The organism is Pararhodobacter aggregans (assembly GCF_003075525.1).
Taxonomy (GTDB): Bacteria; Pseudomonadota; Alphaproteobacteria; order Rhodobacterales; family Rhodobacteraceae; genus Pararhodobacter; species Pararhodobacter aggregans.
On record NZ_QDDR01000016.1, the window covers coordinates 39,666 to 61,397 of the forward strand.

20 protein-coding genes are annotated in these 21,732 nt (G+C 67.9%); 8 read left to right on the plus strand and 12 right to left on the minus strand.

Translation table 11 applies throughout. The features are described from left to right. Positions 1–2: 2 nt before the first annotated feature. From DDE23_RS22135 to DDE23_RS22180, 10 genes are all read right to left on the minus strand, one after another. Positions 3–1,010 (minus strand): VOC family protein, encoded by a 1,008-nt coding sequence (locus tag DDE23_RS22135; RefSeq protein WP_107751772.1) that lies wholly within the window; start codon positions 1,008–1,010, stop codon positions 3–5. Positions 1,011–1,079: 69 nt separating this feature from the next. Then, entirely contained in the window at positions 1,080–1,460 is a 381-nt protein-coding gene (locus DDE23_RS22140; protein WP_107751773.1) for a carboxymuconolactone decarboxylase family protein, read from the minus strand. Between the two features lie 58 nt (positions 1,461–1,518). Continuing rightward, the gene (locus DDE23_RS22145; protein WP_107751774.1) at positions 1,519–2,985 is read right to left on the minus strand and encodes an aldehyde dehydrogenase; all 1,467 of its coding nucleotides are present in this window, start codon (positions 2,983–2,985) and stop codon (positions 1,519–1,521) included. A 4-nt stretch (positions 2,986–2,989) separates the two neighbouring features. Next, entirely contained in the window at positions 2,990–3,790 is an 801-nt protein-coding gene (locus tag DDE23_RS22150) for an N-acyl homoserine lactonase family protein (protein WP_107751775.1), read from the minus strand. 9 nt (positions 3,791–3,799) lie between these two features. Further along, entirely contained in the window at positions 3,800–4,216 is a 417-nt protein-coding gene (locus DDE23_RS22155; protein WP_202863308.1) for a (R)-mandelonitrile lyase, read from the minus strand. 78 nt (positions 4,217–4,294) lie between these two features. Next, positions 4,295–5,173 (minus strand): NAD(P)-dependent oxidoreductase, encoded by an 879-nt coding sequence (locus DDE23_RS22160; protein ID WP_107751776.1) that lies wholly within the window; start codon positions 5,171–5,173, stop codon positions 4,295–4,297. Between the two features lie 195 nt (positions 5,174–5,368). After that, on the minus strand, positions 5,369–6,415 hold the full coding sequence (gene dctP, locus DDE23_RS22165) for a TRAP transporter substrate-binding protein DctP (protein ID WP_157958100.1): 1,047 nt from the start codon (positions 6,413–6,415) through the stop codon (positions 5,369–5,371). 67 nt (positions 6,416–6,482) lie between these two features. After that, on the minus strand, positions 6,483–7,655 hold the full coding sequence (locus DDE23_RS22170) for an FAD-dependent oxidoreductase (protein ID WP_107751778.1): 1,173 nt from the start codon (positions 7,653–7,655) through the stop codon (positions 6,483–6,485). A gap of 162 nt (positions 7,656–7,817) precedes the next feature. Continuing rightward, a complete protein-coding gene (locus DDE23_RS22175) occupies positions 7,818–9,797 on the minus strand; it encodes a TRAP transporter large permease (protein WP_107751779.1) in 1,980 nt (659 codons plus the stop codon). 47 nt (positions 9,798–9,844) lie between these two features. Continuing rightward, positions 9,845–11,032 (minus strand): FAD-dependent oxidoreductase, encoded by a 1,188-nt coding sequence (locus tag DDE23_RS22180; protein ID WP_157958101.1) that lies wholly within the window; start codon positions 11,030–11,032, stop codon positions 9,845–9,847. Positions 11,033–11,409: 377 nt separating this feature from the next. On the opposite strand from DDE23_RS22180, the gene DDE23_RS22185 reads away from it, so the two are divergent. The 8 genes from DDE23_RS22185 to DDE23_RS22220 all read left to right on the plus strand — a co-directional run bounded on the left by DDE23_RS22185 (position 11,410) and on the right by DDE23_RS22220 (position 18,720). Then, complete coding sequence (locus tag DDE23_RS22185; protein WP_107751781.1) at positions 11,410–12,333, plus strand: dioxygenase family protein; 924 nt, start codon at positions 11,410–11,412, stop codon at positions 12,331–12,333. Beyond that, a complete protein-coding gene (locus DDE23_RS22190; RefSeq protein ID WP_107751782.1) occupies positions 12,330–13,289 on the plus strand; it encodes a VOC family protein in 960 nt (319 codons plus the stop codon). Before DDE23_RS22185 ends, DDE23_RS22190 begins: the two co-directional genes overlap by 4 nt. Further along, the gene (locus DDE23_RS22195; RefSeq protein ID WP_202863309.1) at positions 13,289–13,945 is read left to right on the plus strand and encodes an alpha/beta hydrolase; all 657 of its coding nucleotides are present in this window, start codon (positions 13,289–13,291) and stop codon (positions 13,943–13,945) included. The genes DDE23_RS22190 and DDE23_RS22195 overlap by 1 nt, the downstream gene beginning before the upstream one ends. Before the next feature lie 83 nt (positions 13,946–14,028). Beyond that, positions 14,029–15,303, plus strand: coding sequence for an ABC transporter substrate-binding protein (locus DDE23_RS22200; RefSeq protein WP_107751783.1), 1,275 nt, complete (start codon positions 14,029–14,031; stop codon positions 15,301–15,303). Positions 15,304–15,360: 57 nt separating this feature from the next. Continuing rightward, positions 15,361–16,074, plus strand: coding sequence for an ABC transporter ATP-binding protein (locus DDE23_RS22205; protein WP_107751784.1), 714 nt, complete (start codon positions 15,361–15,363; stop codon positions 16,072–16,074). Further along, complete coding sequence (locus DDE23_RS22210) at positions 16,074–16,778, plus strand: ABC transporter ATP-binding protein (protein ID WP_337589840.1); 705 nt, start codon at positions 16,074–16,076, stop codon at positions 16,776–16,778. Before DDE23_RS22205 ends, DDE23_RS22210 begins: the two co-directional genes overlap by 1 nt. Beyond that, entirely contained in the window at positions 16,775–17,638 is an 864-nt protein-coding gene (locus tag DDE23_RS22215) for a branched-chain amino acid ABC transporter permease (protein ID WP_107751785.1), read from the plus strand. Before DDE23_RS22210 ends, DDE23_RS22215 begins: the two co-directional genes overlap by 4 nt. Positions 17,639–17,652: 14 nt before the next feature. Continuing rightward, positions 17,653–18,720, plus strand: coding sequence for a branched-chain amino acid ABC transporter permease (locus DDE23_RS22220; protein WP_107751786.1), 1,068 nt, complete (start codon positions 17,653–17,655; stop codon positions 18,718–18,720). A 16-nt stretch (positions 18,721–18,736) separates the two neighbouring features. On the opposite strand, the gene DDE23_RS22225 is transcribed toward DDE23_RS22220, so the two are convergent. Next, positions 18,737–19,801: a maleylacetate reductase gene (locus tag DDE23_RS22225; protein ID WP_107751787.1), complete on the minus strand. Its 1,065-nt coding sequence runs from the start codon at positions 19,799–19,801 to the stop codon at positions 18,737–18,739. 136 nt (positions 19,802–19,937) lie between these two features. After that, positions 19,938–21,695 (minus strand): FAD-dependent oxidoreductase, encoded by a 1,758-nt coding sequence (locus tag DDE23_RS22230; protein ID WP_107751788.1) that lies wholly within the window; start codon positions 21,693–21,695, stop codon positions 19,938–19,940. Positions 21,696–21,732 lie beyond the last annotated feature (37 nt).

The following is a 21,732-nucleotide window of genomic DNA, read 5'->3' on the forward strand; positions in this document are numbered from 1 at the left end:
CGTCAGGCCCGGGCGGGCTTTGACGCGGGCTCGGAGATCAGCGTGCCATCGGCGCGCCGCGGGTTGGTGATCGGCGTCAACTCGCGTTCCAGCTTGGCGCGGAGCGGCTCGACGCGTTTGGACAAGGCCAGCCGCTCGCCCAGTTCTTCCTTGGTCTGATCGACCAGAAAGCCCGGACCGGCGCTGGTCAGCTCGATGATCGCCGGGGTGTTGGTATAGCAGGAATCAAAGACGTGATGGTCATAGACCGGCGTGGTCCTCAGCGGCCCTTCGTTCGAGAAATCGCGCCAACCCTGCAGGTTCTCCTCGGCATCGAGCGCCAGGTGATGCCAGACGCCGACCGCGATCTCCTGAAACGGCAGCGGGTTCGGCGCGGGGTTGGAATACCAGCGCGACGAGCGCGTGGTGCCCTGCAACTCGTACCGGCCGAGGCCGTCGTTGCGGGTGAAGCCCATGTGCTCGGCATAGGGCGCGATCTCGTCCAGCGAGGCGTTGGTGCGGATCCCCTCGATCCCGGTGACGCGGAAATCGGCCGGGATATCCGAGGCCGGGAAAGCCTGCGGCGGATCGCTCGCATCGGTGGCGATCAGCTCGACATTGTGGCCCTCGGGGTCCTGGAACACCAGCCGGCGGGGCTGGGTCGGGTCCAGACGGATCAGCTCGCTATAGACTTGCTCCTGCGTCAGGCGGTCCATCCAGTAATCAAGCGCGGCATGGCTTTTCACCCGCAGGATAGCCGCGTGATGGTTGCCCTTGCCGGGCAGTCCGCGGGGGAATTCCTTGAATTCCAGAAAGGTGACGACGCTGCCGACATCGCCGTCGGTATTGCCGAAATAGGTGTGGTAGCGGAAGGTCGTCTCGAAGTTCAGCGTCTTCTTGACGAAGCGCAACCCCATGATCCGGCTCCAGAAATCCACATTCGCAGTAACGTCGGCGGTGATGCCGGTGATGTGGTGATTGCCGTTGAGAGGCCGGTTCGGCCGCGTCGGCCTTGCGTCAGTCTTGGGCATCAGGGTTCCTCCCGCTGTGCTGTGTTGATCGACTCGGGCGCCGCGGCCGCTGGTGGCCGCGGCCGAAGCTCAGGCCTTGGGTTGGGCGTCCAGCACCCGCCGGGCGATGCGGAAGCATTCGACCCCGCAGGGCACGCCGCCGTAGATCGCCACGACATGGATCGCGGCGCGCACCTGCTCGCGGCTGACGCCGTTGTTGAGCGCACCCTTGAGATGGGTTTCCCATTCCGACCAGCGGCCCAGAACCCCCAGCAGCGCCAGGTTCATCAGGCTGCGGGTCTTGGGGTCGATGGCCTCGTCCCCCCAGCCGAAGCCCCAGCACCAGGCTGTCATCGCCTCCTGGAACGGGCGCGAGAAATCGTCGGCCGCGTCGAGATTGCGCTGGACATACTCGGCCCCCAGCGTGGCCTTGCGGGCGGCGAGACCGTCGGCGAAGTGATCGGATGACATGGCCTGTGTTCCTTCCTGGCTGTCTGTCTGTAGGGTCGCGGCCCCGCTTGGGGCGGGATCAGCGAATGATGAACGGGTTGGCGACGGAGGTTTCGGTGGCGATCCAGACGGATTTCACCTGCAGGTATTCCTTGATCGACTCCATCCCGCTCTCGCGGCCGATGCCGCTGCGTTTGTAGCCGCCAAACGGCGAGGTGTAGCTGACCGCGCGGTAGGTATTGACCCAGACGGTGCCCGCCTTCAGCCGTTCGGACAGCCTGAGCGCCCGGCCCATGTCGCGGGTCCAGACCCCGGCGGCCAGGCCGAAGGGGATGTCATTGGCGATGGCGATGGCCTCGGCCTCGTCCTCGAAGGGAATGACGGCCAGCACCGGGCCGAAGACCTCTTCCTGGGCGATGCGCATGGCGTTGTGGACGCCGGTGAAGATGGTCGGCTGCACGAATTGCCCGCCCGGCGCCCCCTCGACCGGCCCGCCACCCAGCACGCAACGCGCGCCTTCGTTGCGGGCAATCTCGATATATTCCAGCACCTTGCGGTATTGCGGCGGGGTGGTGACGGGGCCGACATGGGTCTCCGCCGCCATCGGATCGCCGATCCTGGCCGCGCCCGCCACCTCGACCAGCCGTTCGACGAAACGGTCGTGGATCGAGCGTTGCAACAGCAGGCGCGAGCCGGCGATGCAGGTCTGCCCGGTGGCGGCGAAGATGCCCGAGATCGCGCCCATCACCGCCGCTTCCAGATCGGCATCCTCGAAGACGATGTTGGGCGACTTGCCCCCCAGTTCCAGCGAGACCGGCTTGATCTGCCGCGCCGCCGCCTCATAGACCCGGGCGCCGCCGATGTCGGAGCCGGTGAAGGCGATTTTCGCCACCTCCGGGTGATTGACCAGCGGCGCGCCCGCTTCCGCGCCGAAGCCGGTCACGGTATTGACCACGCCTGCCGGGAACCCGGCCTTGGCAAAGAGCGGCATGAATTCCAGCGTCGAGGCCGAGGTGAATTCCGAGGGCTTTATAACCGCCGCATTCCCCGCCGCCAGCGCCGCGCCAAGCTTCCACGCGAGCAGCAAGAGCGGCGAGTTCCAGGGGGTTATCATCCCCACCACGCCCAACGGCTCGTAGCGGGTGAAATTGAAGACACCGGCCTTGTCCGAGGGGATCACATGCCCCTCGATCTTGTCGGCCAGCCCGCCGAAATAGCGATACCATTCCGCGATATAGCCGGTCTGAGCGCGCATCTCGGCATAGAGCTTGCCGTTGTCGCGGACCTCGATCTCGGCCAGATGGTCGGCGTGGCCCTCGATCAGATCGGCCAGCCGCACCAGCGCCTTGCCGCGCGCCGTCGCGGTCAGCGCCGCCCAGTCGGCCTGCCCCGCAACCGCCGCCTCGACCGCGCGCGCCACATCGGCGGCATCGCCCCGGGCGATCTCGGCCCAGGGTTTGCCGGTATAGGGGTTCGCGGTTTCGAACCAGCGGCCGGCGATGGGGTCGACATACTCGCCGGCGATGAAATGTCCGTAGCGCTGCATCGGCTCACTCCTTCGGATCGGCGTCGAGCCGGGCGGCAATGCCCTCGAGCCCGGGCGCGGCGGCGGGATAGCGGCCGAGGACCAGCGGATCATGGCCCGGGATCACCCCCCGGCGGTCGCTGGCCAGCGCATAGAGCCGGTCATAGCCTTCCAGCGTATCCGCGAGGCTGTGCAGGATCGGGAAGGCGCGCCCGGTCTCCATGTTGGAATAGAAATGGCTCGCGTCCGAGGCCAACACCATCCAGCCGCGCCGGGTCATCACCCGCACCACCTGCAAGCCCTTGGAATGCCCGCCGATCTTGTGAAGCGTCAGGCCCGGGGCCAGCTGGCTGTCGCCGTCATGAAAGGTCACGCGGCCGTCGAAGACCTTGCCCACCATGTCGGTGACATCCTCCTTCTCGAAGGGATGGCGCAGCGCGCCGTGGCACATGCAGCGCCCGGTGCAATATTCCATCTCGGCGTCTTGCAGGTGGTAGCGCGCGCGCGGGAACAGCGCGTGATTACCGCAATGGTCGAAATGCATATGCGAGAGGATCACATCCTCGACCGTGTCGGGGTTGATGCCCAGCGCGCTCAGACCCTCGCCCGGGCAGCGCAGATGCGCGCGGCCGCGCTTCTCGCCCGTGGCCTTGTCGTAACCCGTGTCCAGGACGAAGGTCCGCCCGTTACCCCGGATCGCCCAGACGAAGTAGTCGAGCGGCATCGGCCCGTCGTGCGGATCCCCGCCCAGATGGTTCCCGGCCGCCGTCGCCGCGGCGTTATGGCCGTATTTGACGGCGAAGACCTCGTAGGGTTCGATCGACATGGCCCGCCCTCAGCCCTGCGGCGCCTGGGCGGCGGCGTAATCGGCGTCGCTGACCAGTTCCAGCCAATCGGCGACCTGGCCGTCCTCGCTTTCCTGCATCGAGATATGGGTCATGGCGACGGTCGAGGTGGCGCCGTGCCAATGCTTGACGCCGGGCGGGATCCAGATGCTGTCACCGGGGTTGATGACCTCGGCCGCCGCACCCCAGCGCTGGATCAGCCCCTGCCCCGCGGTGACGAACAGCGCCTGCCCCATCGGATGCGTGTGCCAAGCGGTGCGGGCGCCGGGCTCGAAGGTCACGACATTCGAGGACAAAAGCCCCGGCTTCGGCATCTTGACGATCTGGTCCTGCCAGACGGCGCCGCTGAAGCGGCTGGCCGGCGCCCGGAACGAGGCCCGGGTCCCGCTGCGCGAGATCTCGATCATGGTATCCCTCCCTGTCGCCCCGCCGGAGCGGGGTCCTCCCGGGCGGAAGGCGCCGCGCGCCGCCCGCCGGGGCAATGCTCAACCGCGCGCCTGAACCCCGGCGCGCTCTTCCGTCAGGGTGACGATGCGGGTGAAATCCGACCCCGCCCCCAGTTTCTCCAGCGCCTCGTCCCAGGCGGCCAGCACCGAGCGGCAGCCCGGCAGGTCGAGGCCCAGCTCCTCGGCCGTGCGCACGAAAAGCGCCACGTCCTTCTGCATCAGCCCGGTGTGGAAGCCGTAGTCGAAGGCCCCGTTGAGGATGGATTGCGGGAATTTCTGCATCGTCGCGGTGTTGCGGCCGCTGCCGGCGTTAATCACCTCGACCACGGTGCGGGCGTCGATCCCGGCCTTCACGCCCATGACCACCGCCTCGGACGAGAGCGTCATCGCCGCCGCCGACAGGCAATTGTTCACCAGCTTCATGGTTTGGGCGAGCCCGGGCTCGGCACCGATATAGAAGGGCTTGCCCAGCGCCTTCAGCATGTCCTGCAGATCGTCGAAATCCTCGCGCGGGCCCGAGAACATCACCGCCAGCGTCCCGGCCACGGCACCGCCGACCCCGCCGCTGACCGGGCTGTCCAGCCAGCGCACACCCCGCGCGCCCAGCGCAGCCGAGAGTTCGCGCGACTTCTGCGGCCCGGTGGTCGACAGGTCGATCACCCGGCGCAACGCCTTGCCCTGCAACTGGCGGCCGACCGCCTCGACAATCGGCGGCGTCGGCAGCGACAGGAACACCGTATCGACCGCATCGCTCAGAGCCTCGGCACTGGCGACCGACCGCGCGCCGGCTTCGACCAGGGATGCCACCGCCGCCGCATTGGCGTCGTGGATCACCAGATCGAAGCCCGCCGCCATCAGCCGCTCCGCCATCGGACGGCCCATGTTCCCAACCCCGATGAAGCCGATCGTTCTGCCCATTCCCGTTCCTCCAGAATCTCTATCATCATACTATAATACAATATTCCCATCCGCAACGCCTGACCGCCAAGTTCTTTTCAAAGCGGTGTTTTTTTGCTGATCGGCAACGGGGATTGCGGCCTCCGGCATGGGAAAGGGGGCGACCGACATGGTCGATCGCCCCCTGCCATTGGCCCAGGATGCGGGCGGCGGCGGTCAGTTCGCCGCGGCCTCGATCTCGGCCAGGACGGCGTTGTATTCGGCAACGAAGGCGTCATAGACCGCCTGCCCGTTGTCGGTCTCGGCCAGCCAGGTCTCGGTGATCGGCGCCAGACGCTCCAGCCAGAGCGCGCGTTCTTCATCGGGCAGCGAGTATTGGTGCAGCGTACCCGCTTCGATCAGCTGGTCGTTGAACTGCGCGCGCAGCACGTCCTGTTCACGGCCCAGGTGCCGCGAGAGCCGCTCGCCGCTCCAGGCGTCGATCGAGGCGCGGGCCTCGGGTTCGAGATTGGCGTAGCTGTCGCGGTTCATGATGAAGGCGATGACCGACAGGCCGAAGGACACGTTGTCGACCTCGTATTCCAGCATCTCGTTGAAGCGGAAGACCACGAGCGAGTTGCCGTTGCCCACCGCCCCGTCGACGACGCCGCGGCTGATCGCCTGATAGGCCTCGCTGAACGAGATCGAGACGGGCGAGGCGCCCAGAGCGGTCAGTGCCGCCGAGGTCTCGCGCCCGGTCGAGCGGACCCGCATCCCGGCCAGATCGTCGAGCGATTGCACGGGCGTGCGCGAATAGAGCGACAGCGCCATCGGCGTATAGAGGCCCAGCACATGCACCTGCTCGAAGGTGTCGTCCAGCATCCCCTGTTCATAGAGCCGCCAGAGCGCGGCCGAGGCGGCCTCGGCGTTCGACGCCAGACCCGGCAGCGAGGCGACGGCGGTGCGCTGGAACGGCAGGCCGGTGGCATAGGTAATCATGTTGCCGATATCGGCCACACCCGCCGTCACCCGGTCCCACATGTTGTCGGCCGCGGCGAAGGGCGGCGGATAGGGCGCGACCTCCAGCGTGCCGTTCGAGCCCTCGTTCAGGGCGTCGATCCAGGGCTGATAGCAGCAGCGCATGATGATGCTGTCGGGCGCCTGCGCCGTGGCGAAGCGCAGGTGCTGCTGCGCGGGCGCCGCCATCGGCAGCAGCGACAGGGCCAGCGCCGCGGTCAGGCTGCGGGCGAACCGGCGGCTCGCGGTCTTTGTCTTGGTCGTCATGGTCTCTCCTCCCAGAGTGAATTGGCCGACCGGCGCGCGCCGGATCGGATCTTGGCCCCGCCCGCCCCTAAAGGCTGGACTGCATCGAGCGGGCAAACGGGACCTGCGCCCGAACGGCGTCGGGATCGGTCGCGAGGCGGCGCACGGCCTGCAACTGGCTGTCCAGCAGGCTCCCTTCATGCGCGTGAAAGATCATCTGCTTGTTCTGGACCGCGCGGGGCGAGGCGATCTCCAGGAAGATCCGGCGCCTGTCGTCGGAATAGCGGTCCAGAAGGTCGGGCGAGGCGCCCTCGTTGACGATGGCGTTGAGGATGTCGAGCAGGAAATAGAGGTCCAGCAGCCCCGAGGTCAGGCCCAGCCCCCCGGTCGGGTTGGTGATATGCGCCGCGTCGCCCGCCAGAATCACCCGCCCCACCCGCATGGTGTCGGCGCAGCGCTGGTGCATCCGGTAGGGGGAATATTGCACCAGCTCGTAATCCTCGACCCCCGGGGCATAGGCCCGGTAGAAGGCGTCGATCCGCTCGGTCACCGTCTCCAATGGTTGGGTCGCATCCTCCATGAAGGTGACGCGCCACAGGTCGGACGTGTCGAGCTTGGCGATGATCGCGCCATGCACGTCGTCCATCACCATATTGGCCCGCGCATAGCCGAAGGATTCGAACGGCAGCCGGACATTGGTGGCGATGAACCGCTCGGGATGGGTGATGCCGAAGAAATTGAGCTTCAGCGCCGTCTCGCGCACCGTGCTGCCGCCGCCGTCGGCGCCGATCAGCCAGTCGAACCGCTCGACCGTCTCGCCCGCCGGCCCCGACAGTCGCGCGGTGACGCCGCTGGTATCCTGCGTCAGATCGGTGAGACGGGTCGCGAAACGGACCTCGGCGCTGGCGAAGCGCTCAAGGTGACGGCAGGCGATGCGGGCCAGATCGTTCTGGCCCAGATGCAGGTTGAAGGCATAGGGCGCGACCTCGGCCAGAGGCGCCAGCGACCAATGGATGCGTTCGTTGGTGCGAAACACGAAATGGCAGTAATCCTGCTTGGCGAAGCCCGTCTCCAGCGCCTCGTCCAGGATGCCCAGCCGCTTCAGCCCCTCCAGCACGTACCAGTGATAGACCGCGGCGCGGGGGGAATCGACGATATCGGGCTCGGCCTCGACCAGCGTGACCCTGAGGCCGCGCTGCGCAAGGCCCAGCGCGGTCAGGAACCCGACGGGCCCGCCTCCGACGACCAGGACGTGCTGCATCTCGACCCTCCGGTTAGTGATACAATAATACGATATGCTAGATAGCGGGATGCCGTGCTGTCAATCGCGCATCGCGCCCGAAAGCCACAATAAAACGGCCTGATTTCAGCGCCTTGCGCAGGGCGAACACCGCCCTGCCCCGGGCCCGGCGAATCGCCCGGGTCAGAGGAACCCGGGCAGCCAGAGGATCAGCATCGGGAAGCCGATCAGCAGCGCCAGCTTGATAAGGTCGGCCACCAGAAAGGGCATGACCCCGGCATAGAGCTGGCTGAGCGGCAGTTTCGGCGCCACCGATTTCAGCATGAACAGGTTCAGGCCGAAGGGCGGGGTCATCACGCCGATCTCGACCACCACGACCATGATCACCGCCCACCAGATCGGATCGTAGCCATAGGCGCCGACGATCCCGGCGGTCAGGCTGGCGGTAATCATCATGATCGCCATGCTGTCGAGGATGAAACCCAGCAGGATGTAGCCCGCGCACAACATGACCACGATCACCCAGCCCGGCGCGTTCAGCCCGGCGATGGCGTCGGTCATCGCCGTCGACAGCCCGGTTGCCGAGAAGAGGAAGGTGGTAATCAGCGCGCCGATGATCAGGAAATAGATCATCGAGGTCGAGCGCGTGGTCTCGGCCATGACCTTCCAGAACCCGCCGCCCTTCAGACCGCCCCTGAGCACCAGGATGGCGAAGGCGATGACCGCGCCCAGCCCGGCGGCCTCGGTCGCGGTGCAGATGCCGAAGAAGATCCCGCCAAAGACCAGCAGGAACATCACCACGACCGGCAGCGAGCGCAGGCCGCTGGTCACGATCTCGCGCCCGTTCCAGGCCTCGCCCCTGGGCGCGGCCGAGGGGACCAGCGTCACGGTCAGGCCGATGGCGATCATGTAGAAAATGACCGTCATCAGGGCCGGGATCAGCATGGCGATATAGATCGCGCCGATGGATTGCTCGACCAGCAGCGCATAGACCACGGCCACGGTCGAGGGCGGCAGCAACTGGCCCAGCGTCCCGCCCGAGGTGATGGCGCCCGCCGCCAGTTTCGGCGAATAGCCGCGGCGCTCCATCTCGGGATAGGCGACCGAACCGATGGTGGCGACGGTGGCGACAGAGGAGCCGGTCAGCGCCCCGAAGCCCGCCGAGCCGCCGATCGTGGCCAGCGCCAGCCCGCCACGGAACGGCGCGAAGATGGCCTGGGCGAAGGCGTAGATGTCGCGCGACATGCCGCTCTGCACGGCGAAACCGCCCATCATCAGGAAGAACGGCACCACCGCCAGATCGAGGCTGATGAGCAGGCCCTTGGTCTCGGCCCCGGCGATGTTGATGGCCTGCATCGGGCCGAAGATGCCGAGGATCCCCAGCGTGGCGCAGGCGGTGAGCGCCGCGGCCAGCGGCACATAGAGCAGCATCAGCACCCAGAGGAGCCCGACCAGCGCCGCCGCCGCCGTCAGCATGTTCATCAGGAAGAAGGTCTGCAGCGACAGGAACAGCCAGACCGCCCCCGCCGACAGCCCCAGCCCCAGCGCGAAGATGACGATCACGCCGACATACCAGCGGCGGGTCAGATCGGCCGACGCCCGCAGCGCCACCATCAGCTGCGCCGGGATGCAGAGGACGAAGAAAGCGGTGATGACCGAATACCACGGCCAGAGCCGCCATTGCATGATCGTGGTGACCTTGCCCTGATTGAAGGCCGAAAGCGTCTGCCGCCAGATGGCATAGGCGATCAGGGCCACGGTCACGGTGAACAGCACCGCCCCGAAGGCGCGAAGCCAGGCGATGGTCCTTGCCTTCAGCATCAGGCCCAGCAGGTCGATCTCCAGCGTCGCCCGGGCGGAAAGGCCCGCCGCCAGCACCGCGGCGATGGCGGTCGGAAAGACGGTGTGGAAGATCTCGTTTGAGCCGGGGATCGGCGCGTTGAAGATCCAGCGCAGGATCACCACGTCGAAAGTGGTGACCAGCGCCACCCCCAGCATGGTCAGGGCACCGGCGGTGGCGACGACCCGCGCCAGCCGCCCGACGCCGTCATCCATCGCCGCCAGCGCGTCGCGGACCCGGGACGGGGGCAGCGGCTCCGGAGCCGGTGCCTGCAGCGCCGGGTCGGCGGCGATCTCTCCCGTATCGGTCTCGGTCCGGGTCATCGGGGGCCTCGCTGAAAGGAAGGAGGGAACACGGAGCCCGGGCGGGCTCAGAGCGTGGATTGCAGCTGCCGCGTGAAGGTCGCCTGCGCCAGAACCGCGTCGCGATCCGTCGCCAGCCGCCGGACCTGGGTCAGTTCGCGGTCGAACCACGCGCCCTGATAGGCGTGGAACACCCGCTGCTTGTTGCGGCTGGCCTGGGGCGAGGCGATCTCCAGGAAGATGCGCCGCCGCTCGTCCGAATAGCGGTCCAGCAGATCATGCGAGGCGCCCTCGTTGACGATGGCGTTCATGATCTGGGTCAGGAAATACGAATCGAAGAGACCCGAGGTGAGGCCCAGTCCGCCGGTGGGGTTGGTGATATGCGCGGCGTCGCCCGCCAGAATTACCCGCCCGACCCGCATGGTGTCGGCACAGCGCTGGTGCATCCGGTAGGGCGAGAATTGCACGAGCTCGTAATCCTCGCGCCCCAGCCCCGGCACATAGGCCTGATAGAAATGATGAATCCGGTCGCGGATCCCCTCGAGCGGCAGGCTCGCGTCCTCCATGAAGGTGACGCGCCACAGGTCATCGCGGTCGATCTTGGCGATGATCGCGCCATAGACATCGTCCATGATCATGTTGGCCCGGGCGTAGCCGTAGGATTCGAAGGGCAGTTTCACGTTGGTGGCGACGAATCGCTCGGGCCAGGTGATGCCGAAGAAATTCATCTTCAGGATCTTCTCGCGCACCGTGCTGCCGCCGCCATCGGCCGCGATCACCCAGTCGAAGCGTTCCTCGGTCGTGCCCTCGGGGCCGTGCAGCGTGGCGGTGACCCCATGGTCGTCCTGCGCCAGGCCGGTGATCTTCGTGCCGAAGCGAATCGACGCCAGCGGGTTGGTTTGCAGCCGGCGGCAGGCGATCTCGGCCAGGTCGTTCTGGCCCAGATGCAGGTTGTAGGGATGCTTGGTGACGGAGTCGAGCGCGTCGAGCGACCAGTGGATCCGCTCGTCGGTGCGGTGGACGACGAAGCTGTAATCCTGCTTGGTGAAGCCGCGGTCCATGGCCTCTTGCAGGATGCCCAGATCCTCCAGCCCCTGCAGGACCGACCAGTGATAGACCATCGCGCGGGGCGAATTGACGATCTGCGGCTCGGCCTCGACCAGAGTCACCTTGATCCCGTAGCGGCCGGCGAGCCCCAGGGCAGTGATGAATCCCGCCGGGCCGCCGCCGGCGACCAGCACATGTTGAGTTCCCACGGGCCCCTCCCCAGGCGTGAGTATGATTGTATGATGATACTACTAAGCGCTTCGGCGCGATGTCAACCGACCTGATGCGCCCGCCCCGCCTATCCGGGGTCCACCCTGAGGTCGGGGCGAGATCGGCGGCAGTATCGAAACAGCCCGGGCGGGAAGTCAAATCAGCAGTCTCGGGGTTAACATAGCCCGACGCTATACAGTTCATCGCCGGACCGGCCACGGGCCGTGGTCAGCCCGCCCCCGCCCGCCCGCGCTGCCGCTTCGGCTATCCCACCGGCGGCAACATAGCAAACCGCTATATTGCACGGCGTTCATTTCATCACCCGGGGCGCATTCTTCGGCCATCGTTAGGGCGGGAGCTGGGAGGTCCCCCGATCATGCGTCACGCCGCGCCGAGCCCGTCCGAGGCCGAGGAATGCCTGTCGCCGCTTGGCGCCTTCCGGGCCCGCATTGCCCGGGGCCCGGCCGCGGCCGATCCGTCGCAGGCCCGGCTGGTGGCGGCGATGATGGCGGTGGCGGACCATCTGCAAGCCCTGATGGACGAGCTGCGCCCGGATGCCGAGGATCTGCGGGCGCTGGTCGGCTTCCTCACGGATGTGGGCTATCACACCGACCCGCGGCGCCAGGAATGGGTGCTGCTGGCCGATGCGCTGGGGCTTTCGGCCGCGGTCGAGGATCTGAACGCCCCCCGTCCGCCGGGTGCCACGCCGAACACTCCCGCCGGGCCGTTTTACCGCGCCGACGCGCCCGAGGTGCCGCTGGGCGGCAACCTCTCGCTCGACGGGCGGGGCGAGGCGATGGCAGTCACGGGCCGGGTCACCGGGCTGGACCATTCCCCCGTCGCGGGCGCGCTGGTCGAGGTCTGGCACGCCAATGCCCAGGGTCTTTACGAGAATCAGGAACCCGACCTGCAGCCCGAATTCAACCTGCGCGGCCGCCTGACCGCCGACGAGCGCGGGACCTTCGCCTTCACCACGATCCGGCCCGCGGGCTACGCCCTGCCCGGCGACGGGCCGGTGGCGGCGCTGCTGACCCGGCTGGGCCTGTCGCTCGACCGGCCCGCGCATCTGCATTTCCGCGTCTCGGCCCCCGGGTTCCAGACGCTCACCACCCAGATTTTCGACCGGGCGGATCCCGCTATCGGTCGGGATGCCGTCTTCGGGGTCAAACCCGAACTTCTGGCCGAGTTCCGCATGCTGGCGTCCCCCGATGGATTCCGCCGCCATGCGCTCGACCTCAACCTCGTGCTCTGTCCTGAGGGGCAGCGCGCATCCGGCCCAGTGGGAGGAGCCCGACTATGAGCCAAATCAGCGGTTATCATCACCTGACCATGTCAACCGACGGTGCCCAGGAAGACTTTGACTTCTACACCAAGGACCTCGGCCTGCATTCGGTCAAGCGCACCGTGCTGTTCGACGGCGTGATCCCCGTCTATCACCTGTACTACGGCTCGCCCAATGGCGATGCCTCGACCATCATCACCACCTTCCCGTTCCGCAAACCCGGCGTCTATGGCCGCCGCGGCACCAACCAGGCCCGCACCATCATGCAGGCCATCCCGATGGGCGCGGCCGATTTCTGGGTCGACCGGCTGAACGGCCGCGGCATCGAGGCCAAGAAGATCACCCGCTTCGGCGCTGACCGCGTGGCCTTTGCCCATCCCTGCGGCATCCCGCACGAGCTGGTCGAAAGCGACAGCGACCCGCGCGAGCCGATCACCAATGACGTGCAGGGCATCGGCAAGGCGCATGGCATCAAGGGGATCTACGGCGGTCTGGTCGCCTGTTTCGACCGCACGGCGATGGATGACTTCCTGACCATCGCGCTCCCCCTGACCAAGGAGGCCGACAACCACGAAGGCACCGTCTACCGCGTGCCGGATGCCAATGGCGTCATCCAGCGGGTCGAGGTGATCGACGACCGCAGCTCGCCGCAGGGGACCTGGACGCTCTCGGGCGGGACCATCCACCACATCGCGCTGAACACCGGCGACGAGGAAAGCCAGCTGAAACTGCGCGCCCATATCGAGGGGCTGGGCTTCACCGACATCTCGGAACAGAAGGACCGGATGTACTTCAAGTCCTGCTACGTCCGCTCGCCGGGCGGGGCGCTGTTCGAACTCGCCTGGACCACGCCCGAGGGCTGGGCCAAGGACGAGGCCCCCGGCGAGATCGGCAAGACGCTCGTGTTCCCGCCGTGGTTCAAGAATCGCGAGGACGAGCTGCGCTCGGGTCTGGAAGAGGCCGCGTTCGTCTGATGGCCCAGACCGGCCCCCTGCGGCGCGGCGCGCTGGGCCCCGGGGCGAAGGCGCTTTGCGTCTTCGTCCACGGCCGCAGCCAGTCGCCCGAAGAAATGGAAAGCCATGTGCTGGCGCGGCTCGACGCGCCGGGGGTGGCTTTCCATCTGCCCCGCGCCGAGCGCGGCGCCTGGTATGACGCGAAGGCGGTGGACCCGCTGGTGCCCGAATGCCGGGTGCAGCTTTCCGCCTCGCTCACCCAGCTGGGCGCCGAGATCGCCGCCTTCCGCGCCGAGTATCCCGGTCTGCCGCTGTTGCTGGCCGGGTTCTCGCAGGGGGCGTGCCTGTCGCTGGAATACGCCTTTTCGGGCGCCCCCGCGCCCGAGGCGCTGGCGGCGCTGACCGGCTGCCGGGTCGGCACGCCGGGTTGCACCCGCGACGACGCCCTGCCCCGGGGCCTGCCGGTCTATCTGACCGGTGGCGACGCCGATCCCTGGATCCCGGTCCATGCCTTCGCCGAGGCCGCGCAGGCCCTGGGGATGCGCGGCACGCGGCTCAGGGCGGACCTCTTCCCCGGCCGCGGCCACGAGGTCGCCGGGGCGGAAATCGCCATGCTCGGGTCGCTGCTGGCCGATCTGGTCGCGGGCCGTGCGCCCGCCCTGGCGGCCCCGCGCTGAGAACGACGCCGGGATGCGGCGCCGGGAGGGCGCCGCATCCCGCCAAGACGACGAGACGGCACTGCAACCAAGGGAGGATTACCATGTTCACGAGACGCAGATTCCTGACCACCACCTCGGCGACCGGGCTCACGCTCGCCGCCTCGGGCCTTGCCGCGCCTGCCATCGCCCAGGGCCGCAAGATCAAGCTCGGCTATGTCTCGCCGCAGACCGGGCCGCTGGCCGGTTTCGCCGAAAGCGACGCCTATAACATCGCCCGGTTCCTCGCGACCGAGGCGGGCCAGAATTTCGAGGTCATCGTCAAGGACAGCCAGTCGAACCCGACCCGCGCCGCGGATGTGGCCAAGGATCTCATCATCTCGGACGAGATCGACCTGATGCTGGTCGCCTCGACGCCCGAGAACACCAACCCCGTCGCCACCACCTGCGAGGCCGAGGGGATCCCGGTCATCTCGACCAAGGCGCCCTGGCAGCCGTGGTTCATCGGCCAGCAGGGCAATCCCGGCGATCCCTCGACCTGGCGGCCCTTCGACTTCGCCTTCCATTATTTCTGGGGGATGGAGGACATGGGCGCGGTCTTCACCGCAATGTGGAACCAGCTGGAGACCAACCGCCAGATCGGCGGGCTTTTCCCCAACGACGCCGATGGCAACGCTCTGGGCGACCCGAACCTCGGCCTGCCCGCGATCTATGCCGCGGCGGGCTACACCACCCATGACCCGGGCCGCTATCAGAACCTCAGCGACGATTTCACCGCGCAGATCAACGCCTTCAAGGCCGCGAATGCCGAGATCGTCACCGGCGTGGTGATCCCGCCCGACTTCACCACCTTCTGGAACCAGGCCCGCCAGCAGGGCTTCAGCCCCAAGGCGATCTCGGTGGCGAAGGCGCTGCTTTTCCCGCAATCGGTCGAGACGCTGGGCGCGGCCGGGCACAACCTCTCGTGCGAGATCTGGTGGTCGCCGTCGCATCCCTTCCGCTCGTCGCTGACCGGGCAATCGGCGCGCGACCTGGCCGAGGATTACGAGGCCGACAGCGGCCGCCCCTGGACCCAGCCCATCGGCTTCATCCATTCGCTGTTCGAGGTCGCCTCGGACGTGATGGGCCGCGTGACCAGCCCCGAGGATCCCGAGGAAGTCGCCGCCGCCATCGCCGCCACGGATCTTGAGACCATGGTCGGCCGGGTCGCCTGGAACGGCGAGGGCGTGCCCGATTTCGCCGCCGCCAACGTCTGCAAGACGCCGCTGGTCGGCGGTCAGTGGCGCCGGCGCGAGGATGGCGGCTTCGATCTGGTCTGTGTCGAGAACGGCATCGCCCCGCAGATCCCGACCGCCGACACGATGCAGCCCCTGGGCTGATCCCTGCCGGGGCGGCGACCACCGCCGCCCCGCCTCTGCCCCAAGGGGACGACGAAGATGCTGACCCTCGACACTGTGTCGAAATCCTTTGGCGCGCTGACCGTCACCGATGGCGTCAGCCTGAGCGTGCCCAAGGGGCAGGCTCTGGGGATCATCGGTCCCAATGGCGCCGGGAAATCGACGCTCTTCAACCTGATTACCGGCAACCTCATGGTCAGTTCCGGCCGGATCGAGCTGATGGGCCGCGACGTGACCCGCCTGCCCGCGATGACGCGGGTCCGCATGGGGGTCGGGCGCAGCTTCCAGATCCCCCAGCCCTTCGAGGGGCTGACCGTCTTCGAAAACCTGCTGACCGCGGCCCGGTTCGGCGGTGCCGCCGCCCATGACCGCGCGGTCCACGATTGCGCCGAGATCCTGCGCGAGACCGGGATGCTGCCCCGCGCCAACCAGCTGGCCGGGGAACTGAGCCTTCTCGACCGCAAGCGGCTGGAACTGGCCCGGGCGCTGGCCACCGGGCCGGAACTGCTGCTCTTGGACGAGATCGCGGGCGGCCTGACCGAGGGCGAATGCCGCGCGCTGGTCGACACGATCCGCACCATCCATGCGGGCGGGACCACGATCATCTGGATCGAGCATGTGCTGCACGCGCTGACCTCGGTCGTCGAACGCCTCGCCGTCCTCGATTTCGGGCGGCTGATCGGCGTGGGCGAGCCCGAGGACATCATGGCGTCCCGCGAGGTGCGCGAAATCTATCTGGGGATCGAGGTCTGATGCTGCTGGAAACCCGTTCCCTCGACGCGGGCTATGGCCGGTTCCGGGCGCTGTTCGGCGTCGATATCCGGGTCGATGCCGGCGAATGCGTCGCCATCATCGGCGCGAATGGCGCCGGGAAATCCACGCTCATGCGTTCCATCGCCGGGGTCCTGCCCAACGCGCCCGAGATGATCCTGCATCAGGGCGAGCCCATCGGCGCGCTGAGTGCCGCCGCCATCCTGCAGCGCGGCATCGCCATGGTGCCCGAGGGGCGCAGGCTCTTCCCCTCGCTTTCGGTCGAGGAGAACCTGCTGATCGGCGGGCAGAAGCGGCGCGGCAACGGGCAATGGACGCTGGACAGTATCTATGCCCTGTTCCCGATCCTGCGCGAGAAACGCTCCATGCCGGGTACGGCGCTGTCGGGCGGGCAACAGCAGATGGTGGCCATCGGCCGGGCGCTGATGTCGAACCCCGAACTGCTGCTGTGCGACGAGATCAGCCTCGGCCTCGCCCCCGTTGTCATCCGCGACATCTACGCCGCCCTGCCCCGCATCCGCGAGACGGGCGCGGCGGTCATCGTCGTCGAACAGGACATCACCCAGGCGCTGCGCGTGGCCGACCGGGTCTATTGCCTGATGGAGGGGCGCGTCACCCTCAGCGGCACCCCGGCGGAGCTGACGCGCGAGGCGATCCACAGCGCCTATTTCGGAGGCCACGCATGATCTGGCTGGATACCATCGTGCAGGGGATCCTGCTGGGCGGGCTCTATGCCCTCTTCGCCACCGGGCTCAGCCTGGTCTTCGGCATCATGCGGCTGGTCAACCTCGCGCATGGCGACATGATCGTGCTGGCCGCCTACCTTATCCTCGTGCTGGTCACCGGGCTGGGTCTGTCGCCCTGGCTGGCGGTGCTGATCGCGGCGCCCCTGATGTTCGCCCTCGGCTGGCTGTTGCAACGCGTTGTGCTGAACCGGGTGCTGGGCCCCGATATCCTGCCGCCGCTGCTGGTCACCTTCGGGCTGTCGATCGCCATCCAGAACGCGCTCCTCGAGGGTTTCTCGGCCGACAGCCGCCGCATCCCGAACCCGGATCTCGAGGGCGCCTCGGTCGCGCTGGGGCCGGTCACCGTGGGGGTGATGCCGGTCCTCACCTTCGCCTCGGCGGTGCTGGTGATCGTGATCCTGAACCGGGTGATCTATGGCACGCCCTTGGGCCGGTCGTTCCGCGCCACCTCGGACGATCCGGTGACGGCGGGGCTGATGGGGATCGAGCCGATGAAGGTCTTCGCCGTCGCCACCGGCATCGCCATGATGGTCGTGACCGTCGCCGCGCTCTACCTCGGCACGCGGGCCAATTTCGACCCGGCCATCGGCCCCGCCCGGCTGATCTATGCCTTTCAGGCGGTAATCATCGGCGGGCTCGGCAGCCTCTGGGGGACGCTGGCGGGCGGCGTCATCATCGGCGTGGCGCAGACGCTGGGCGCCGCGGTCAATCCCGAATGGCAGATCCTCGCCGGGCATCTCGCCTTCCTTCTGGTGCTGCTGATCCGGCCGCGCGGGCTCTTCCCCCGCGCCCGAGACTGAAACGGAGCTTGCCGATGTCCTCCCCCTCCGCCCCCTGGCGCGCGACGACGCGGACCCGCACCGGAACTCTGGTGGCGCTGCTGGCCCTGGCGCTGATCGTCGCCGGGCTGGTGCTGCCCGCCTTCGCCTCGCGCCGGCTGATCCAGGACCTGTTCTATATCCTGACCATGCTGTCGCTGGCCCAGATCTGGAACCTGCTCGCGGGCTATGGCGGTCTGGTGTCGGTCGGACAACAGGCCTTTGTCGGGATCGGCGCCTATGCCCTCTTCGGCGGTGTGATCCTCGGCGGCATGGACCCGCTTCTGGCGATCCTGTTGGGCGGTGCCGCGGGCCTCGTGCTGGCGATCCCGATGGCTTTCTTCGCCTTCCGCCTGCACGGCGCCTATTTCGCCATCGGCACCTGGGTGATTGCCGAGACGACGCGGCTCCTGGTCGCGCAATGGAAGGCTTTGGGCGGCGGCACCGGCACCTCGCTGCCCCGCGCGGCGACCAGCGACATGATGGGCGTGGCGCAGGTGGCCGAGCTTTTCGGCGTCCGCGACGCGGCGGCGCGGGACATTCTGGCCTATTGGATCGCGCTGCTGCTGGCGGTGGCGCTGATCGCCGGGATCTACGCCCTGCTGCGCAGCCGTCTGGGTCTGGCCCTGATCGCGGTCCGCGACAATGCCGAGGCCGCGGGTTCGGTCGGCGTCGATGTGCGCTGGCTGAAATGGGCGGTGTTCCTGATCGCCTCGGTCGCGACCGGGCTCACCGGCGCGCTGATCTTCCTGCAGACCGCCCGCATCTCGCCCGACGCGGCCTTCGCCATCACCGACTGGACGGCCTATGTCATCTTCATCGTGGTGATCGGCGGGATCGGCACCATCGAGGGGCCGATCCTGGGGGTGCTGGTGTTCTTCGCCCTGCGCAGCACGCTGGCCGATTACGGATCGTGGTATCTGCTGACGCTGGGCCTGACCGCCATCGTGGCGATGATCTTCGCGCCGAAGGGCCTCTGGGGGCTGCTGTCGGCGCGGACCGGCTGGCACCTGTTCCCGATCCGCCACCGGCTGATCGGCCCGACCGAGGGGGGCGAGCGCTGAGCGCCCGCCCGCCCTGTCACGCGCCGGGGCGGGTGCCGTCCCAGGCCTGCTGCAACAGCGCGCGGATATCGGCGCGCTCGAAGGGGCGCGGGTTGGAATAGCGGTTTTCGACCGCCAGATCCGCCGCGCGGTCCAGATCCGCCTCCGTTATCCCCACCTCCTTCAGGCTGAGGGGCGAGCCCACCTCGCGCGCGAAATCCCACAGGCCGCCACCGGCCGAGCCACCGCCGAAAGCCTCGGCAATCGGCGCCAGCGCATCCGGCACCGCGACCTCGTTGAAGGCGGTGGTATAGGGCAGCAGGATCGCGTGCGTCTCGGCATGCGGCGTGTCGAAGGAACCGCCGAAGACATGCGCCAGCTTGTGGTGCAAGGCCATCGAGACATAGCCCAGCGCCGTCGAACAGCACCAGGCGGCGTAAAGCGCCCGGGCCCGCGCCGGTTGCGAGCGGGGATCTTCGATCAGCGCCGGGATGCCCGCCTTGAACGCCTGCATGGCATCGCGGCACATCAGCTCGATCACCGGCGAGCGGTCGGGGGCATAGAACGCCTCCATCGCGTGGGCAATCGCGTTCATCGCCGAGGTGACGGTCAGCCCGACCGGCAGGGTCAGGGTCAGGTCCACGTCATAGATCACGGTTTCCGGCCGGATCGCGGCGTCGCGGCGGGTGGTCTTCCGCCCGTCTGCCGTCTCGCCCAGAATATCGGTCATCTCGGAGCCCGCATAGGTCGTGGGGATCACCACCTGATCGGCCCCGGTGCGCAGCGCGATGGCCTTGCCGAGGCCGGTGGTCGACCCGCCGCCAAGGCTGACCACCGCCCCCGCGCCGCTTTTCTCGAAGGCGGCGATGGCCTTTTCGGTCACCTCGACCGGCGTGTGCATGGCGGCCCCGGCAAAGACCCCGACCGCGCGTCCGCCCAGCGCCTCGGCCAGTTTCTGCGCGTCGGCTTCCTGATGCGGGGTCGAGAGGACCAGCGCCTTGCCCTGCCCCAGCCGGTCGAGTTCATCCCCGGCCTGCGCCAGCGTGCCCGAGCCGAAGACGACCCGCGTCGTCATGCCGGGAAATACGAAGGAATCCATCATGATCTGTCCTTTCAGCCCCGAGGGGCGTGGGTTGCTGCCCGCCCGGCCTGCCCCACCAGAGGGCGCCAGACAGGCCAGCGCCCGCCCGCTGCGGTGAGGCGCGGACGGGCGGGATATGCGGTGCGCGCGGCGCCTGTCAGCGGGCCAGAACCTGCCGCAGCACGCGGAACAGGTCGCCCTCGGGATCCTCGGTCATCGCCGTCGCGCGCCAGGCGACATGCTGGTCGGGGCGCACCAGCAGACAGCCGCTGTCGCGGATCTCGCAGATCCGCGCCCAGTCGCCGCCATGGTCCACATAGGGCTGACGCGGGCCGATGACATGGGTCACGAGGTCGATCCCCAGCCGATCCGCGACCCTGGCCGCCGCGTCGGCCCAGGCCTCGCCGCCCAGACCGGTGAGGAGGGTGAACCGCCCCTTGCCGCAGAGGTCCAGCGTCGAGGTCTCGGCGCCGGTATCGCGCCGGTAGAGCCAGGCATGCGGCAGTCGCGCGCCGGGCCAGGTGGTCGGCTGGTAATAGAGGTCGGCGTCCAGCTCCAGCGCCGGCTCCATCTGCCCGTCGGTCACCACCGCCGAGGAGCGGTAGCGCTGGTTCATCTCCACCCCATGGGCGTCGAATTCGTATTTCTTGAAGGCGATGGCCTTGCGGATCGCCTCGCGCTGGGCCTCGGCCGCGGGCGTACCGTCGCAGCGCGCCTCGAGGTTGGCCTGCATCTGCGCCGGGTCCACCCCCTCGGCCATGCCGAGCGCGGCGAAGATCGGCCCGGTCTCGGCGATCGACTGGTTGGCGCGGGTGACGATCTGCTTGGCGATCGGCGCGCGCTCGGCGTCGTAGCTGTCCAAGAGCCGCTCACCCGCCTGCCCCTTCAGCACCATGGCCAGCTTCCACGCCAGGTTGAACGCATCCTGGATCGAGGTGTTCGACCCCAGCCCGTTCGACGGCGGATGCCGGTGGATCGCGTCGCCCATGCAGAAGACCCGGCCGTTCGAGACCCGGGTCGCGTAGTAATTGTTCACGGTCCAGGTGCTGACCGACAACAGCTCGATATCCAGGTCGGGATCGCCGATCAGCTGCCGCGCCACGCCGGTGGCGAATTCGGGCGTCACCTCGGGCTCGGGCCCGTTGATGTCATAGCCCCAGACGATCAGCCATTCGTTCCAGGGCCGCACCATCCGCACCAGCCCCATGCCGATGCCGCCGACATCCGCGCCGGGCTGCATCACCCAGTAGAGGACCGAGGGCCGGTGCGCGACATAGCGCGACAGATCCGCCCGGAACAGGATGTTCATCGAGCCGCCGACGCCCATCTTGCCCTCGAAGGGCAGCCCCGTCTGTTCGGCGACCAGCGATTTGCCGCCATCGGCGCCGATCAGGTACTTCGAACGGACGGTCAGTTCCTTGCCGGTCAGCCGGTCGCGCAACACGCTGGTCACGCCCTCGGCATCCTGCGTGTGGGACAGGTATTCGGTCGACATCCGCGCCTGCGTGCCGCGCGAACAGGCGGTCTTGAAGAGCAACGGCTCCATGAAGGTCTGCGGCAGGTCGTTCATCCTTGTGGGCGAGGCCATCTGATGCGCGGCGCGCGACAAGGGATGGTTGCCCCAGGCCTTCATCCGGCCGATTTCCTCGCCCGCGAGGCTTTCGCAGAAGATATTCTCGCCCATCAGCTCCTGATGCGTGGCGAAGAGATAGGCCTCGTCCTCGACCTCGCGCCCGAGGTCGCGCAGGACCTCCATGGTGCGCTGGTTGGTGATATGGGCGCGCGGCGTGTTGGCCAGCCAGCGGTAGCGGTTCACGGCCATCGTCTCGATGCCATAGCTCGACAAGAGCGCGGCCGAGGCCGCCCCCGCCGGGCCCGTCCCGATAATCAGCACATCCGTCGAAATATCGGCCATGAGCCCCTGTCCTTTCGCTTCTTCCTCTGCGCGGACG

Excerpts from the sequence above, each read along its gene's own strand:
- DDE23_RS22135 (WP_107751772.1), bottom strand. The coding sequence starts at position 1,010 with ATGCCCAAGACTGACGCAAGGCCGACGCGGCCGAACCGGCCTCTCAAC.
- DDE23_RS22140 (WP_107751773.1), bottom strand. The coding sequence starts at position 1,460 with ATGTCATCCGATCACTTCGCCGACGGTCTCGCCGCCCGCAAGGCCACG.
- DDE23_RS22145 (WP_107751774.1), bottom strand. The coding sequence starts at position 2,985 with ATGCAGCGCTACGGACATTTCATCGCCGGCGAGTATGTCGACCCCATC.
- DDE23_RS22150 (WP_107751775.1), bottom strand. The coding sequence starts at position 3,790 with ATGTCGATCGAACCCTACGAGGTCTTCGCCGTCAAATACGGCCATAAC.
- DDE23_RS22155 (WP_202863308.1), bottom strand. The coding sequence starts at position 4,216 with ATGATCGAGATCTCGCGCAGCGGGACCCGGGCCTCGTTCCGGGCGCCG.
- DDE23_RS22160 (WP_107751776.1), bottom strand. The coding sequence starts at position 5,173 with ATGGGCAGAACGATCGGCTTCATCGGGGTTGGGAACATGGGCCGTCCG.
- dctP (WP_157958100.1), bottom strand. The coding sequence starts at position 6,415 with ATGACGACCAAGACAAAGACCGCGAGCCGCCGGTTCGCCCGCAGCCTG.
- DDE23_RS22170 (WP_107751778.1), bottom strand. The coding sequence starts at position 7,655 with ATGCAGCACGTCCTGGTCGTCGGAGGCGGGCCCGTCGGGTTCCTGACC.
- DDE23_RS22175 (WP_107751779.1), bottom strand. The coding sequence starts at position 9,797 with ATGACCCGGACCGAGACCGATACGGGAGAGATCGCCGCCGACCCGGCG.
- DDE23_RS22185 (WP_107751781.1), top strand. The coding sequence starts at position 11,410 with ATGCGTCACGCCGCGCCGAGCCCGTCCGAGGCCGAGGAATGCCTGTCG.
- DDE23_RS22190 (WP_107751782.1), top strand. The coding sequence starts at position 12,330 with ATGAGCCAAATCAGCGGTTATCATCACCTGACCATGTCAACCGACGGT.
- DDE23_RS22195 (WP_202863309.1), top strand. The coding sequence starts at position 13,289 with ATGGCCCAGACCGGCCCCCTGCGGCGCGGCGCGCTGGGCCCCGGGGCG.
- DDE23_RS22200 (WP_107751783.1), top strand. The coding sequence starts at position 14,029 with ATGTTCACGAGACGCAGATTCCTGACCACCACCTCGGCGACCGGGCTC.
- DDE23_RS22205 (WP_107751784.1), top strand. The coding sequence starts at position 15,361 with ATGCTGACCCTCGACACTGTGTCGAAATCCTTTGGCGCGCTGACCGTC.
- DDE23_RS22210 (WP_337589840.1), top strand. The coding sequence starts at position 16,074 with ATGCTGCTGGAAACCCGTTCCCTCGACGCGGGCTATGGCCGGTTCCGG.
- DDE23_RS22215 (WP_107751785.1), top strand. The coding sequence starts at position 16,775 with ATGATCTGGCTGGATACCATCGTGCAGGGGATCCTGCTGGGCGGGCTC.
- DDE23_RS22220 (WP_107751786.1), top strand. The coding sequence starts at position 17,653 with ATGTCCTCCCCCTCCGCCCCCTGGCGCGCGACGACGCGGACCCGCACC.
- DDE23_RS22225 (WP_107751787.1), bottom strand. The coding sequence starts at position 19,801 with ATGATGGATTCCTTCGTATTTCCCGGCATGACGACGCGGGTCGTCTTC.
- DDE23_RS22230 (WP_107751788.1), bottom strand. The coding sequence starts at position 21,695 with ATGGCCGATATTTCGACGGATGTGCTGATTATCGGGACGGGCCCGGCG.